The organism is Roseburia sp. AF15-21 (genome assembly GCF_003479505.1).
Classification (GTDB): Bacteria; Bacillota; Clostridia; order Lachnospirales; family Lachnospiraceae; genus Roseburia_C; species Roseburia_C amylophila.
This window is the reverse complement of record NZ_QUHG01000008.1, coordinates 1-13380: the sequence shown is the minus strand read 5'-3', so window position 1 is coordinate 13380 and position 13380 is coordinate 1. Positions and strand designations below refer to the sequence as shown.

Below are 13380 nucleotides of genomic sequence, written 5' to 3'. Positions count from 1 at the left end.
GAAATAGTAATATATCCTTTTCCTCCTCACCAAAGAAAAAACTTCCGGTTTATTTACTATTTTCATTTCTGGATTTATAAAAGTCTGGTCTCACAATTATATCTACTCTTACAAATGCACTCATAAATGCAAAAAGCATCGTTGCAATCATAATACAACACAAAAAAAATACTGAACTTTTTTGTTTTCCTAATGCATTGAATAATACTGCTCCTCTGCGTCCAAAAAATCGTCTTCCTACCACACACAAACACGTTAATAAAAATAAACTCATTGTTTCTATAATTTTTAACGTACTTCTTACATTTTTATTTTTTATTTCTATTTTTCCAGTTGTTAATAATGCCCCCCAAATTCCCAATATTATAGAAATCACATAACTTATAATACAAATTGCTGTGCTTTTTTCAGGCGGCAAATTTCCCTGCACCATTATTTGTATCGTAAGTCCTAGGGAAACAAATAAGCATATATGTGCATTGTATTTTCTATAATCGTATTCCTTTCTTATAAATGAAACTATTGCCCCCAAAATAATAAAAGCTATTACACACACTGCTATACATGCTGTAAAACCCATATCGGCTCCACGATAATAACTCTCATATGCTCCCAGTAACCCCAACACACTATATACAAAAATTCTTGCCCCTGTTTGTTTTAAAATTGCTTTACCCTTTTTCACCATAGCCTCATCTCCATATTGAAGTCTGCAACTGACCAAGTCACCTTTTTACATCAGCGATGAAATAATGCCATATGTTCTTTTTATTTTTCTGATAGAGCATACTTCGCATCTGCCATGCATATCTCCATATATCATAATTCAAATAATATGTATTGACTTTGTTGCTGCTCCTTCATCTATTTCATTTTTAAAATTTAGATATAGCGACTTTGTAATATATATATTTCCTGTGTATTTTTCCATTATTTCATCAATTACATCTTTCTGGTAGATAAAGCCCACTTTTTGCTTAGATTTAAATATTTTATTCTCTATTTCAATGGAAGTCACTTTATCTGGATATAACCCCACCTCCATTGGATCTATTTTTTCAAAAAATAAAGTAAACCATGGACAAGGAATTATTTTTCCATTTTTCCACATATTAATTGGATTTGTTCCATGAAAATATATGTATGCATTCGATATCACAACAGCTTCCATTTTCTTCAATTTTTTTCTGTTCTTTTTGAATTTATGAAAAAATACGATTTCATCATGTCGAATAATATATCCATCTTGAAAAAACTGAACAGAAAATGTCACTGCCAAAAACGCTTCTATTAAAAGCAAATCCACAAATAACAATGTTAGTTGCTCTTTTGCATTTGTTCTCCTAACCTCTCTGCATGCAATTTTTCAGTTTACCGGCTCTAATTATTCACATATTTCCATTACTAAATAAATAATAGATGCAATCATAAAACAAATGGATAATATAAAGTATTTGATTTTTTCTTTCATTTCTTCTTGTTTTTTCCACTCTGCAAAGCATTCCACTGTCGCAGCCACACATGCAAAAAATATTTGAAAAGCTCCCCAAAAAAAGCATACAATTGATGCTTTTGCATTAAGCAAATAGATAGAAAATAATGCCAAACCAATTAGCATTTCATAACTCACACAAACAACCATGGAAAAAATTGTCGTTTGATTGTAAACTGCTACTGGAAATAGAAATAAATTCCTTATTTTCCCATTAATCACTATTCTCCTAAATCTCTCATCACAGTTTCTCACTCTACATGCTAAAATCATTCCAATTGTTGTAATTGTTAACATAATAATATATCTATTCGGCATTACTTAATTTTTCTCCCTTGAATTTATACACCTTTATACTCTCTTTGAATATCGTCCAAATATTTTTTATAAATTATTTGGGATACTTGCCGGAGAATTCCGACATATATGAACTTCCTTATTCTATAAAAGATGTAAGTGTTATTTTCATAGCCCACACTCCCATTGTTTACTCAACAATCATTTAATAGCTTAAACATTTTACTTTTTTCTGTCAATTAACATTTTAGATAAAACACACTATTGTATTTATATGATTTTCACAAAAGCGAATTATATAACTTTTACATTTCATTATGTACTTCCGGGAATATATGCTATAATGGACGCATATTTGATTCATTTACTAAGGAGAGGTATTTTACAATGAAAGAAAAATTTAAAAATCTGTCAACACCCGTTGGAATTGTGCTGTCTATTGTAGCGGTTATTCTTTTTACCGGGTTATTGTTGGGACTTGGCTTTGTTTTAGGAAAAATTCCGGGATTAAATGAACAAAACGACTACCTGCTTCAGGCAATCGCAGAATTTATCATTCTGATTGTTTTCCTGATTATAACCTTTGTGATTGGTTATACCCGCATCTTTACGGAAAATGTTGCCGGCTGGCTCAGAAGTTTATATACCGGCGGTTTCTTTGTGGTTTACTGTCTGTTCAGCCTTATTGCACAGATTTATCTTTGCGGTATGTCAAAAGCGGGAAATGTAAGACCTGCTTTGGAAATTATATTCTATATAGTTGCTATTTTTCTGGTTGGACTGGTAGAAGAACTGGTCTTTCGAGGTGTCATTTTTAATCTGTTACTGAACAGTTTTCCAAAAACAAGAAAAGGCATTACCGGTGCCATTGTTTTAGGCGGCGTCCTCTTTGGTCTGATGCATTTTGTAAATATCCTTTCCGGAGTGAAATTTACAAGTGCACTGATTCAGGTTATCTCTGCTGCTCTGATGGGTATTTTATTCTGTACGATATATGCATCTACCCGCAATTTCTGGATGCTTGTCATTTTCCATGCCCTTGTTGATTTTGCCAGCCTGCTTTCCACCGGAATTTTCGATGCCGGAAATATTGTGTCCCAGATCAATACTTTCTCTGCAATTAATTCCCTGTCATTTATCATGCTGGCAATTCCAATGTTTGTTATGCTGCGCAAATCAAGACGTATCCGCTTAGAGATGCTCTACAACAACATTCCGATTTATGATGATGAACACGAAGCTAAGATGCTTTCCATCGTATCTCTTGTTCTTGGCATCATCAGTCTGGTACTTTCCTGCATCGGCTATCTGATTGGGCTTGGTATTGTAGGCATTTTTGCAGCAATTCTTTCCAAGAAAGCCAAACCATATAATAACTCTATGGCTACTGCCGGAATGATTACTTCCATCATAGGAATTATCCTTTCTGCCATTGCTGTGGTTCTTCTCAGCGTGGTCTACTCCAGCGATATGATGGCACAGTTTATGTAAAAGTTCAACATGAAAAGCCCGGATTGCTCCGGGCTTTTCTTATACATTGTCTACATTGTTTAAATTTTTTCGGATACGAGGGCTATGCTTCTTCCTTGTCATCCAGATTTACTACGATTATATTTTTTCTTGTAACTGCGCCAATCTCTTCCAATGCATTGAGCATACGGTATACGGTTGCTGTTCCAATGCTTTTGTCTTTCTTGGACGCTCTGTAATAAATTTCCTTACAACTGGAGCAGTTATCTTCTAAGATAATATCCAAAAGAATACGACGCTGCTTTGTCATCCGGCATCCCCGGTCTTTCAGCATCTTGATTATCTTGTCTCTGGTCTGTGTCGTCTGCGTCATGCCTGCCTCCAATCTAGATTAATGGCAATGTCCATCACAGTGCTTGCAGTTCACACCACACTGCAGTGATTTTCCTGCCTTTTTGTCTTTTACCATGCTTCGAATTATAAGTGCAACGACTGCTACAACTACAGTTCCAACAATAACTGTACCCATCGTAATCACTCCTTTCTGTTATGGCGGATTATTTTGCTTTTACTGTTACATTTAATGTCTGGCTTTCCTTATAAGGACGGAACAAAAGATAAATGAATCCGATGATTAAAAGGAATGCGACTACTGTTCCAATACCAAATGTTCCTGCTGTAATTAAGGAACCAATCTGGAAGATACATAAGGATACAACATATGCAAGGATACACTGATATCCGATTGCGAACCAGAACCATTTTGTATTGTTCATCTCACGTTTGATTGCACCCATAGCTGCAAAACATGGTGCACACAGTAAGTTGAATACTAAGTAAGAATATGCTGCAAGTGCAGTCATGCTGCTTGCAAGGTTACCCCAGATTTCTGCTCCGTCTTCTGCAACTTCTGCAAATCCGAATAACTGTCCGATTGTTCCTACTACGTTCTCTTTTGCGATTAATCCGGTAATCGCTGCAACTGTCATCTTCCAGTTACCCCATCCAAGAGGTGCGAAGATCCAGGCAACTGCATTACCAATCTTAGCTAAGATACATTCTGCCTGAGCAGCTTCCAGCGCGGTTCCTTCCAGTCCGTCAAAGCTTAACATTCCGAAGCTTCCGTCTGTCCATCCAAAGTTCATTAAGAACCAGACTACGATAGTTGATAAGAGGATGATGGTACCAGCCTTCTTAATAAAGGACCAGCCTCTCTCCCACATGCTTCTTAATACGTTTCCAACTGTTGGCCAGTGATATGCCGGTAACTCCATAACGAATGGTGCCGGATCTCCAGCGAACATCTTTGTTTTCTTTAAGATAATACCGGAACAGATGATTGCTGCGATACCAACGAAATATGCACTTGGTGCAACCCATGAAGCTCCATCAAACAATGCACCAGCGATTAATGCGATGATTGGAAGTTTTGCTCCACATGGGATAAATGTTGTTGTCATGATTGTCATCTTACGGTCTCTGTCATTTTCAATGGTTCTGGATGCCATAACTCCAGGAACTCCACAACCACTACCGATTAACATCGGGATAAATGATTTTCCGGAAAGACCGAATTTACGGAAGATACGGTCCATGATAAATGCGACACGAGCCATATAACCGCAGGACTCTAAGAATGCCAGGAAGATAAATAATACCAGCATCTGAGGTACGAATCCGAGAACCGCACCAACACCAGAGATAATACCATCTACGATAAGACCTGTCAGCCAGTCTGCACATCCGATATTTTCAAAGAAGTTCTGTGCTGCCGGGATAATCCACTCACCAAATAAGGTATCATTGGTCCAGTCTGTCAGAATAGAACCTACTGTTGTTACAGATACATAATATACAACCCACATAACTACTGCGAAGATTGGCAGTGCCAGCCAACGGTTTGTTACGATACGGTCAATCTTATCGGAAGTAGAAAGTGCTTTCTTGCCATTCTTGGTAATACACTCACCAATAATGCTTGAAATATATACATATCTTTCATTTGTGATAATACTTTCGGTATCATCATCAAATGCATCTTCCATTTCTTTGATTTCTGCAGATACATCTGCTTTCTGTTTCATCTGCTCTGCAATCTTATCATCCTTCTCAAGAAGTTTGATTGCGAAGAAACGTTTCTGTTCTTCCGGAATGTCACTTCCTAATTTTTCTTCTGCCTTGCGGATAATCTCTTCTGCTTCTGCTGAGAATTCATGTACCGGAGCTCCGGCTTTCTGCTTTGCAGCTTCAATTGCTTTCTCTGCTGCTGCCATGATTCCGGTTCCTTTTAATGCAGAAATCTCAACTACTTCGCATCCTAATTTTTTAGAAAGCTTGTCGATATGTATCTGGTCTCCGGATTTCTTTACCAAGTCCATCATGTTTACAGCCATGATAACCGGAATTCCCAGTTCCATTAACTGTGTAGAAAGATAAAGGTTTCTCTCGATGTTGGTTCCATCTACAATATTTAAGATTGCATCCGGACGTTCGTTAATCAGATAATTTCTTGCAACAACTTCTTCCAGTGTATATGGTGATAAGGAATAGATACCTGGTAAGTCCATGATTGTTACATCCTTATGACCTTTTAACTTTCCTTCTTTTTTCTCTACAGTTACGCCCGGCCAGTTACCTACGAACTGGTTAGAACCTGTCAGAGCATTAAATAATGTGGTTTTTCCACTGTTGGGATTTCCTGCTAATGCAATTTTAATCGCCATCTTTTTTACTCCTCTTTTCTTCTTTCTTTTATCATTTTTGAATTTCCTGCATAGATCCTTTCTATGCTGTTAGTCCAATGTTTCTTTTGTTAGTCGGACTGTTTCGATGTTAGCTTAGTATTCCTTATGTTAGTGTTTGCTAACCTATGTGCAAAAAAATTTACTCTACTTCAATCATTTCTGCATCTGCTTTACGAAGAGAAAGCTCATAGCCTCGAACTGTCACCTCTACCGGATCACCGAGTGGAGCAACCTTTCTTACATAAACGTCCACGCCCTTGGTAATACCCATGTCCATGATACGTCTCTTTACCGGTCCCTCTCCGGACAGTTTTTTCACCTTTACGGTCTGACCGCAGGCTACTTCTTTTAATGTCTTCATAATTTCCTCCTTCTGGCTGTTACACCATAATCTTATTTGCCATGTCTTTTCCAATTGCTACTCTGGATTCTTTGACATTTACAATCATATTTCCATTTACCTCAGATACCACTGTTACTGTACCACCGGCAACAAAGCCAAGGTTCTCAAGAAATCTTCTTGTTTCTTCTTTACCGCCGACTTTCTTAATTACGTTCGGCTCTCCTTCTTTTACCATAGATAAAGGCATCATACTCTCCTCTTTTCTATTGTGCTATTGTTAATTTTTTCTCATTTCATTGGTTAGTATATTCTAACCATCATTAGTTGTCAAGAACGTTTTTGAGAATTTTTTCTCATTAAGAAGCATTTTTTAGATTCACTTTATGATTTGATATGTTCGGCTTAATATGTTATACTTACCTAAATTCATGTATTATTATAGAAAAAACGTTAATGGGGGTGTTGTTATATGGCAACAAATGAATCAGCAGAAAATTATCTTGAGACTATTCTTATGCTGAGCAAAAAGCTTCCTGTGGTTCGTTCTGTAGATATTGCCAATGAACTTGGCTTTAAGAAATCCAGTGTCAGCATTGCAATGAAGAATTTAAGAGAAAAGAATCATATTACGGTAACCGATTCCGGTTTCATCTATCTTACCGATTCCGGTCGTGAAATTGCAGAAATGATTTATGAACGTCATGAATTCCTTTCTACCTGGTTAGAAAGTCTTGGTGTACCAAAGGAAATCGCAACAGAAGATGCATGCAAAATGGAACATGTTATCAGTAAAGAAAGCTTTACCGCAATCAAAAAAGCTCTGAAGCAGTAATACTACTGCTCCAAAGCTTTTTCTTTGTCTACAAACATCATAATGAATGCCATGAACAACACGGCTGCACATATCAGAATTGCTTTCTCTGCCAATAATTTCACAAAGGCATTTCCAATAATTGCTCCAATAATAAACATTAAGATGATTCCATAATACAGCATTCCTTTAAACGCGGATTCTTTATTCTTCGTATAATGGAAATCACACCAGTTCTGTGTCCCGCTTCTTAAGTTTCCAATGCACATTGTCGTTGCAATTCCATTGCCATGAATCTTCCGGAAGCTCTCCACCTGTATGCCACATGCCAGTGAAGTCAGACTGTTGGCTGCCAGATTCATGCTCTGTGGAAAAAAGCATACCACAAATAGCACCAGTGCTTCACATAATACAGAAAGCTGCCGCCAATGAAACAGGCTCTTATCTTTTGCATGTACCCGTACTACATCTGCCAGCGCTATTCCCACCGCAAATGCCAGCACCGGGAACAGATAATGTAATGCCATTCCCCAATTTCTCTCCGATAAATTGATTCCGAGCAATAACATATTTCCCGTCTGCGCATTAGCAAATACTTCATCCCTGCACATATAGGAATACGCATCCATAAATCCTCCAGCCAACGCCAGCACGATTCCAAGTTCTATTGATTCCGACATCTGTCTGGAACGCCTCATAATTATCATCCTCTCATCCTTGGTTTTCTTCTTATTATACTATGGGTGTCAAGGGGTGGGGTCAAACTATATCTTTAACGTAGCCATAATATACGAAACTATTTTTTCTTCTGTATTCAGTTGCTTATCTACAAAATATTTTTTTAAAGATGTTTCATCTATTACTTCATTCCCCGGCTCATCATCTTTATATGCAATTCTTTTTTCAATCCAGGGGGTTTGCGAATGACTGATTAATTCAAGTGTTTTTGGTGAATAAACTCCAAATGTTTTAATTACTAAATCTATTGCTTTTATTTCATCAGCAGTAAGCTTCGATAACATGCATCCATGCGTACTATTTATTCCATTATCAATCGGATTAAATTTATATTTTTTGTACTTATTATATATCTCCGGATACACATAGCCATGTTGCCATGCCTGACACTCCTCTAATAATAATCTCTTTCCATTTAACGCATAATTAACGCCATTCGAAAATGCTAATAATTTTTCTAATGCAAGAGGGGTAACCTCCCCCAAATTTGTAATAATATAATTGGCAACCTGTTCAATTTTCGATTCTGAAATGTCTTTTAATTTCGAATATCTGGCAATAAGTCTCTTGTATGCACTGTCTTTTAATTTATGCCTGTTTTCCTCAACTTTACTATAGAAAAATCTTTCATCATTTAAAAATTTGCTTAAAATATCGGAATATTTTTTTGTAGGAATATATCCCTCAAAATATCTCTTTATGGTTGCTTTTCCAAATCCGGCTATATCTGCTAACGCCTCTTTTCCCACATCATATTTCTCTAATATTTCAACTATATCATCCTGTAAAATGATTCCCTTTAGTCTCTTATATGCTTCTATTTTTTCTTCAGACCTTCTTGTATTATAGTCTATATCTGTTGCGACTTCATGCCCGCACTCTTTGCAACGCCCAACTTTAAATCTAAACCGAACCAATTCTCCCCTATAATATTCCTCAACTATCTCCTCTTGCTCTGTAAATTCTACCAAATCCTCACATTCGTTACAGTAAGCCAAATTCATCTTATCCATAATTCCACCTACTTTCTTCTCTTTGTCTCTGTTCTCTTCTTGTTTCTTTCCTTATTCTCTTACTATGTATTGTGATATACAGCATATGGAACCTTTCGCAGTTCATGTTGATACGATTTTTATATTTTATCATTTTCGTATCATATATTTATGTATAACATGATTTGAGCAATTGTCAATTAGAGAAAATATAATTAAATAAATGGATAGACTCCTTATTTCCAGCACAAAAAAGAGTATCTGTATTCACCATTTTGGTTTAACAAATACTCTCTCTATCAAAATATTTTTTAATTCCGGTGTGCTATTTCATCATACCATTTCATAAACACTTCCCCTTTATCAGTAGCATATATAAATGTTTTATTCTTGTATTGACTTACAACAATGGAAAACAGTTTACAATATCTTTGGGGGATCAAGAGGATTGTCCATTTTTCCGTGCCAACTTTCCAGAATTATTCCTCTTTACTTTTTTCTAACTGATACCATTCTTCTAAAACATCATATGCGGTCTTCTTTTTATCATTGCTAAATATTATGTCATATTTATAATCTGCATTTAATCTATTAGCTGCAACATCATATACCAGTTTAATCTGCGTTGGCATTTCCTTTTGATGTTCCTGACATACCTTTTTGAGAGCCACGATATCATCATTAATAATATTAACTGCTTGCGATTGTCTAGGTATCGAAACATCGTATTCTTTTTGCCCCTCTACTATAACATCATTTAGCCGATTCTTCTTTACAATTTTACCATTAACTAAAAAAAAGAAACCACTTGATAGCATACCTTTTTCGCAAGAACAATAAATATAAATCCTCTCTGCTCTTTTTTCCACATATTCCAGGCATATTGCCACCATATCCGCCTGTATTTCTGAAAAATAATCTTCAAACACTTTTTTCATTGCTTTTCCTCCCTTATATTTAAAAATTTTAAGATACCTCTGCTGTTTCGTTTTCTATTTCGTTATTTTTCTATTTATAATTTGACCAGTGTCTGCTTCAATCAAAAAATTTAATCCAGTAAATGTTATGATGCTTACATATTGGCAATCTTTTTTTCCAATAGACACAACAGTCTGTGGAGTCAATGGCTTAATAACATCATCTATTTTCCATATCTTATTACCACTAAAGTCATATGCTGCTAAATTATTTGTAGGATGAGCCGTTGAATACTTATTTCTTATTACCACACATTTTTCAAATTCTATTACCTGTGCAATCTTTTCACTGAATATAATTTGTTTTTCACCCAAGCATATTATATTCTCTTTATATGAATAATCTTTTTTCATTTTAGTATACCAATTAACCTTTTATTTACTAAATCCGACCGTTTCATCTGTTTCATATTCCACAAAAAATACAATCCAACATTTCTTCAATTTTATTTCCATATTTTACAAGGCAACCATTGCATCTGACTAAAATTTTACCACATATTTGCTATTTTCTCTACCCATCTCCATCTGTTGCATGCCATTGTAACATGGGTGTTTTAAAGCGTTAAGGAAAATATCAAAAAATTATTACTCTCACATAATTAAAATTATATTGTTTCATAATAATTTTTCTCTAAAATGAAATCATCAGGAAAAATAGGACATACTATCTCCTTACTTAACAGCCCACATAAAAAGTCTTCCATACTCATTATCTCAACCGAAAAAATATAGGTTCATACCAGCAGTAATATCAATCTGCTTGGCAAGGTATCTCCTGAGTTTTCGCAGGAACAGCTTTACATCCAGAAAGGCTTGTTTCGTATTCCCACCTCGGCAAAATTTTACTAGCAACTCCAACATACGGGGACTTGTTCCGCAAATCTTTATAGAACATTTATTATCGCTTACTGGAACAAATTCCTTACACAAATCTTCCACGGTCTTACCCTTTAGATACTTTCTGGCTGGGTAATGCTCCCGGAAATATACTCTTCTGCCAAATCGATATCTTTTGTTATGTCCAAATCAGGAAATTTCTCCTTATATTTTATGGTTGCGACGTAGCATCTGGAAATATTGTATTCCAGTCCATTAGTTTCTAAAAACTCAATATTGGCTTGTCCATGCCCTCTACCCTTCATTTTAAATATAGCACCTGTCTTTGGATTGGGGCAATACTCAGAATAATACCAACTATATTAATTATTTCACTATATGATTTACACAAAAGTTGAAACTGTCTTGTACAACCATAATAAATTTTATTTTTTATAGCGAACCAAGTCATAGGGATAATATGGTACATCCTTTAAGCTACTATCATCCAGATTTAGTATTTTAGCAATAGCACCTGCTTCAAAACTCCAATACCCATAATACACATTTTTGCTTGATTTATGACTATCATACCAAGCACATTCCCTATGTATTTCGTACCATTTTTCCTGTAAATACTCTTTCAATGCTTCACAAGCTATTATTTCATCATTATCCAAAATTTGTTTTAAGCATTCGTATACTTCAAATTCAAACTCAACTCCTTCTCGCTCCCAAGTAGAATCAATTTCTTTAATCAAGGTATTTACTAAATAGTCATCAAACTTTTCAGATATAAGCCTCTGCTCTAATTCAAATATGTCACTCCTATTAACTTTGAACAATACCCCCAATGAAAGCACTTTTACCAACTCAATATAGCCATATTTTCTGTCCCACATCTTGCTATAATAAAACAATAATTTTTTGTAACATTCTTCAATCGTTTCCAAATTTTCTCCTAAAGAATATAATAAATTGATTTCTTTTTCATAGGAATTAATTAAAATACTATATCCATTACAAGTACCTCTATCTAATTCTCCTTTTTCAAGAGCTGTTTTTTTTACGGCATCTTCAAACATTATTATATATTTTCTTTCCTTTTGGATTAAAGTGTTAAAATAATGTTCATCTTTCATTCTAGCTCTCATTTTTCATTCTCCTATTGTTTGATTCCATCAATTCTTTTCTGATTTCAGAAATAATACGCTTGGGGCAGTTTGAGGCTACTTCCATGGCAGATGAAAACATACTTGCCATGCGGCAGTTATGCCGTTACCGGGATTCTGTTGTTTCCTCCAGAACAAAAATCAAGCTTCGCATCAGTACGATTATGGAACAGATTTTCCCGGAATACGAAAAACAGTTTTCCTCTCTATGGCTCGGCACATCCATGGACATTCTTGAAAAGTACCTTATCCCTAAAAACATTTAGAACACCACAATAGATGAGCTCTTTGAAATTATAAAAGATAAGAGCCACAACAAACTTACCATAAAAAAACTGTTTCTATCAAAGATGTTGCGGCTGATACCTTTGGTATTAAGATAGCACAAGATGCGTCCGCTTTTCAGTTAAAACAGCTGATTGACCGATTGAATTTCCTTAATGAACAGCTGAAAGCTCTTGACCATGAAATTCTCAGTTACTATGAGAAGTTTGATTGTTACCTCCATACACTTCCGGGAATCGGCATGATTGCTGCTGCAACCACCTGTTCTTTTTACAACAGTCCTTTAAATGCCTATTACAAAAAGAAGCGTGAACAGGGCAAACACCATCTGACTGCCACTGGCGCAGTAGCAAGAAAGCTTACCACCGTAATCTATGCTGTATTACGGGATGGTAAGCCCTATGAACCTAAGAAATTCTGTTAATATATGGTAGTGAGACTACTAATTAAGCCTGCCGGTGGGGAGGCTTAGTTGTGGTGCATAGAAATAATCTCATCAACATATTCTTTCAAATCATCTTCCAAATCTTCCCTTATAGCAATAATTGATTCCCAATTTAAATCTTTTCCTATATCATAATAATTCACAGCATCACATATCATATTCAATATTGCCTCTCTTGTCTGATACTTCATACCTTGAAAATTAATTGTTACATAGTCTTCAATTAACAACAAAAGTTGTTCTTTGGAATAATCATGCATTCTAATTCTATCATCCATATTGGAGACCAACTCCTCTAATTTTTTTTCATCCAATATCCTTAACACCTCCATTAATCACCCACTAATTCAATTTTGATATGGATCCAAGATTGGTATATGTGTATCATTAATAATAACCTCATCATAATCCGGACCATTGGGATTAAAATACTTTGCTTCACGAAAATCATTTATTGTAGGGTCAAAATATCTTCTACCACGTTGAACTCTAACAACCCAACCATTATAAGCATTAGAGCCAACCGGGGCACTTGGGTCCGCATTGTGTACTCTAACTCTATATGTCTGCCCATTCTGAACCCACTTAAACTCAAATCCTTCTGTAGCTCCTCCCTGTACTGGATATAACTCTCTCAAAACTGCTTCATCTGGAATTCTATCCAATATCTCGTCTACAGTACTTCCTTCTAATTCTGTAAAATCACCAATTTTTTCACTTGACGTTCCATAGCTAGTCTCCCCTACATTTCCCAACTGCTGCGGTCTTTTTACGTTATTTACTACTTCCAGCTCT

20 protein-coding genes are annotated in these 13380 nt (G+C 35.6%); 4 read left to right on the top strand and 16 right to left on the bottom strand.

Annotated elements, in window-relative coordinates; genetic code table 11:
- Window positions 1–49: 49 nt before the first annotated feature.
- The 3 genes from DWW33_RS11235 to DWW33_RS11225 form a co-directional block, all read right to left on the bottom strand.
- Complete coding sequence (locus tag DWW33_RS11235; RefSeq protein ID WP_118639540.1) at window positions 50–688, bottom strand: hypothetical protein; 639 nt, start codon at window positions 686–688, stop codon at window positions 50–52.
- Between the two features lie 138 nt (window positions 689–826).
- Entirely contained in the window at window positions 827–1315 is a 489-nt protein-coding gene (locus tag DWW33_RS11230) for a hypothetical protein (RefSeq protein WP_147404724.1), read from the bottom strand.
- A 69-nt stretch (window positions 1316–1384) separates the two neighbouring features.
- Window positions 1385–1810 carry a hypothetical protein gene (locus DWW33_RS11225; protein ID WP_118639538.1) on the bottom strand — a complete coding sequence of 142 codons (426 nt, stop codon included), beginning with the start codon at window positions 1808–1810 and terminating at the stop codon, window positions 1385–1387.
- Between the two features lie 366 nt (window positions 1811–2176).
- Here DWW33_RS11225 and DWW33_RS11220 point away from each other — a divergent pair, with 366 nt between their 5' ends.
- Window positions 2177–3280, top strand: coding sequence for a CPBP family glutamic-type intramembrane protease (locus DWW33_RS11220; protein ID WP_118639537.1), 1104 nt, complete (start codon window positions 2177–2179; stop codon window positions 3278–3280).
- 82 nt (window positions 3281–3362) lie between these two features.
- Here DWW33_RS11220 and DWW33_RS11215 read toward each other — a convergent pair whose 3' ends face one another.
- The 5 genes from DWW33_RS11215 to DWW33_RS11195 all read right to left on the bottom strand — a co-directional run bounded on the left by DWW33_RS11215 (window position 3363) and on the right by DWW33_RS11195 (window position 6596).
- A complete protein-coding gene (locus DWW33_RS11215) occupies window positions 3363–3632 on the bottom strand; it encodes a Fur family transcriptional regulator (RefSeq protein ID WP_118639536.1) in 270 nt (89 codons plus the stop codon).
- 18 nt (window positions 3633–3650) lie between these two features.
- A complete protein-coding gene (locus DWW33_RS11210; protein WP_117699280.1) occupies window positions 3651–3788 on the bottom strand; it encodes a FeoB-associated Cys-rich membrane protein in 138 nt (45 codons plus the stop codon).
- A 28-nt stretch (window positions 3789–3816) separates the two neighbouring features.
- The gene (feoB, locus tag DWW33_RS11205) at window positions 3817–5982 is read right to left on the bottom strand and encodes a ferrous iron transport protein B (RefSeq protein WP_118639535.1); all 2166 of its coding nucleotides are present in this window, start codon (window positions 5980–5982) and stop codon (window positions 3817–3819) included.
- A gap of 160 nt (window positions 5983–6142) precedes the next feature.
- A complete protein-coding gene (locus DWW33_RS11200) occupies window positions 6143–6364 on the bottom strand; it encodes a FeoA family protein (protein WP_022242378.1) in 222 nt (73 codons plus the stop codon).
- Window positions 6365–6383: 19 nt separating this feature from the next.
- Window positions 6384–6596, bottom strand: a complete 213-nt coding sequence (locus DWW33_RS11195) for a FeoA family protein (RefSeq protein ID WP_117699278.1) — start codon at window positions 6594–6596, stop codon at window positions 6384–6386.
- A gap of 219 nt (window positions 6597–6815) precedes the next feature.
- On the opposite strand from DWW33_RS11195, the gene DWW33_RS11190 reads away from it, so the two are divergent.
- On the top strand, window positions 6816–7178 hold the full coding sequence (locus DWW33_RS11190) for a metal-dependent transcriptional regulator (RefSeq protein WP_117699268.1): 363 nt from the start codon (window positions 6816–6818) through the stop codon (window positions 7176–7178).
- Window positions 7179–7180: 2 nt separating this feature from the next.
- Here the strand turns inward: DWW33_RS11190 and DWW33_RS11185 are convergent, their stop codons facing one another.
- The 6 genes from DWW33_RS11185 to DWW33_RS11160 all read right to left on the bottom strand — a co-directional run bounded on the left by DWW33_RS11185 (window position 7181) and on the right by DWW33_RS11160 (window position 11837).
- Window positions 7181–7855: a YoaK family protein gene (locus DWW33_RS11185; RefSeq protein ID WP_118639534.1), complete on the bottom strand. Its 675-nt coding sequence runs from the start codon at window positions 7853–7855 to the stop codon at window positions 7181–7183.
- 66 nt (window positions 7856–7921) lie between these two features.
- Window positions 7922–8908, bottom strand: coding sequence for a Panacea domain-containing protein (locus tag DWW33_RS11180; protein WP_118639533.1), 987 nt, complete (start codon window positions 8906–8908; stop codon window positions 7922–7924).
- 458 nt (window positions 8909–9366) lie between these two features.
- On the bottom strand, window positions 9367–9825 hold the full coding sequence (locus tag DWW33_RS11175; protein WP_118639532.1) for a DUF600 family protein: 459 nt from the start codon (window positions 9823–9825) through the stop codon (window positions 9367–9369).
- Between the two features lie 54 nt (window positions 9826–9879).
- Window positions 9880–10218, bottom strand: a complete 339-nt coding sequence (locus tag DWW33_RS11170; protein ID WP_118639531.1) for a hypothetical protein — start codon at window positions 10216–10218, stop codon at window positions 9880–9882.
- A 599-nt stretch (window positions 10219–10817) separates the two neighbouring features.
- Window positions 10818–11009 (bottom strand): hypothetical protein, encoded by a 192-nt coding sequence (locus DWW33_RS11165; protein WP_118639530.1) that lies wholly within the window; start codon window positions 11007–11009, stop codon window positions 10818–10820.
- A 120-nt stretch (window positions 11010–11129) separates the two neighbouring features.
- Window positions 11130–11837: a PoNi-like cognate immunity protein gene (locus DWW33_RS11160; protein ID WP_118639529.1), complete on the bottom strand. Its 708-nt coding sequence runs from the start codon at window positions 11835–11837 to the stop codon at window positions 11130–11132.
- A gap of 14 nt (window positions 11838–11851) precedes the next feature.
- Between DWW33_RS11160 and DWW33_RS16010 the strand changes: the two genes are divergently transcribed.
- Window positions 11852–12121, top strand: a complete 270-nt coding sequence (locus DWW33_RS16010) for an IS110 family transposase (RefSeq protein WP_330419823.1) — start codon at window positions 11852–11854, stop codon at window positions 12119–12121.
- Window positions 12122–12282: 161 nt separating this feature from the next.
- Window positions 12283–12564: a hypothetical protein gene (locus DWW33_RS16005; RefSeq protein WP_243088649.1), complete on the top strand. Its 282-nt coding sequence runs from the start codon at window positions 12283–12285 to the stop codon at window positions 12562–12564.
- A gap of 44 nt (window positions 12565–12608) precedes the next feature.
- Here the strand turns inward: DWW33_RS16005 and DWW33_RS11150 are convergent, their stop codons facing one another.
- On the bottom strand, window positions 12609–12899 hold the full coding sequence (locus tag DWW33_RS11150; RefSeq protein ID WP_044927351.1) for a hypothetical protein: 291 nt from the start codon (window positions 12897–12899) through the stop codon (window positions 12609–12611).
- Between the two features lie 33 nt (window positions 12900–12932).
- On the bottom strand, window positions 12933–13380 hold a 448-nt coding region (locus tag DWW33_RS11145; RefSeq protein ID WP_199650775.1), incomplete at its 5' end, for a polymorphic toxin type 30 domain-containing protein.

Excerpts from the sequence above, each read along its gene's own strand:
- DWW33_RS11195 (WP_117699278.1), bottom strand. The coding sequence starts at position 6,596 with ATGATGCCTTTATCTATGGTAAAAGAAGGAGAGCCGAACGTAATTAAG.
- DWW33_RS11215 (WP_118639536.1), bottom strand. The coding sequence starts at position 3,632 with ATGACGCAGACGACACAGACCAGAGACAAGATAATCAAGATGCTGAAA.
- DWW33_RS11170 (WP_118639531.1), bottom strand. The coding sequence starts at position 10,218 with ATGAAAAAAGATTATTCATATAAAGAGAATATAATATGCTTGGGTGAA.
- DWW33_RS11160 (WP_118639529.1), bottom strand. The coding sequence starts at position 11,837 with ATGAGAGCTAGAATGAAAGATGAACATTATTTTAACACTTTAATCCAA.
- DWW33_RS11165 (WP_118639530.1), bottom strand. The coding sequence starts at position 11,009 with ATGAAGGGTAGAGGGCATGGACAAGCCAATATTGAGTTTTTAGAAACT.
- DWW33_RS11200 (WP_022242378.1), bottom strand. The coding sequence starts at position 6,364 with ATGAAGACATTAAAAGAAGTAGCCTGCGGTCAGACCGTAAAGGTGAAA.
- DWW33_RS11175 (WP_118639532.1), bottom strand. The coding sequence starts at position 9,825 with ATGAAAAAAGTGTTTGAAGATTATTTTTCAGAAATACAGGCGGATATG.
- DWW33_RS11180 (WP_118639533.1), bottom strand. The coding sequence starts at position 8,908 with ATGGATAAGATGAATTTGGCTTACTGTAACGAATGTGAGGATTTGGTA.
- DWW33_RS11220 (WP_118639537.1), top strand. The coding sequence starts at position 2,177 with ATGAAAGAAAAATTTAAAAATCTGTCAACACCCGTTGGAATTGTGCTG.
- DWW33_RS11185 (WP_118639534.1), bottom strand. The coding sequence starts at position 7,855 with ATGAGGCGTTCCAGACAGATGTCGGAATCAATAGAACTTGGAATCGTG.
- DWW33_RS11190 (WP_117699268.1), top strand. The coding sequence starts at position 6,816 with ATGGCAACAAATGAATCAGCAGAAAATTATCTTGAGACTATTCTTATG.
- DWW33_RS11210 (WP_117699280.1), bottom strand. The coding sequence starts at position 3,788 with ATGGGTACAGTTATTGTTGGAACTGTAGTTGTAGCAGTCGTTGCACTT.
- feoB (WP_118639535.1), bottom strand. The coding sequence starts at position 5,982 with ATGGCGATTAAAATTGCATTAGCAGGAAATCCCAACAGTGGAAAAACC.
- DWW33_RS11235 (WP_118639540.1), bottom strand. The coding sequence starts at position 688 with ATGGTGAAAAAGGGTAAAGCAATTTTAAAACAAACAGGGGCAAGAATT.
- DWW33_RS11225 (WP_118639538.1), bottom strand. The coding sequence starts at position 1,810 with ATGCCGAATAGATATATTATTATGTTAACAATTACAACAATTGGAATG.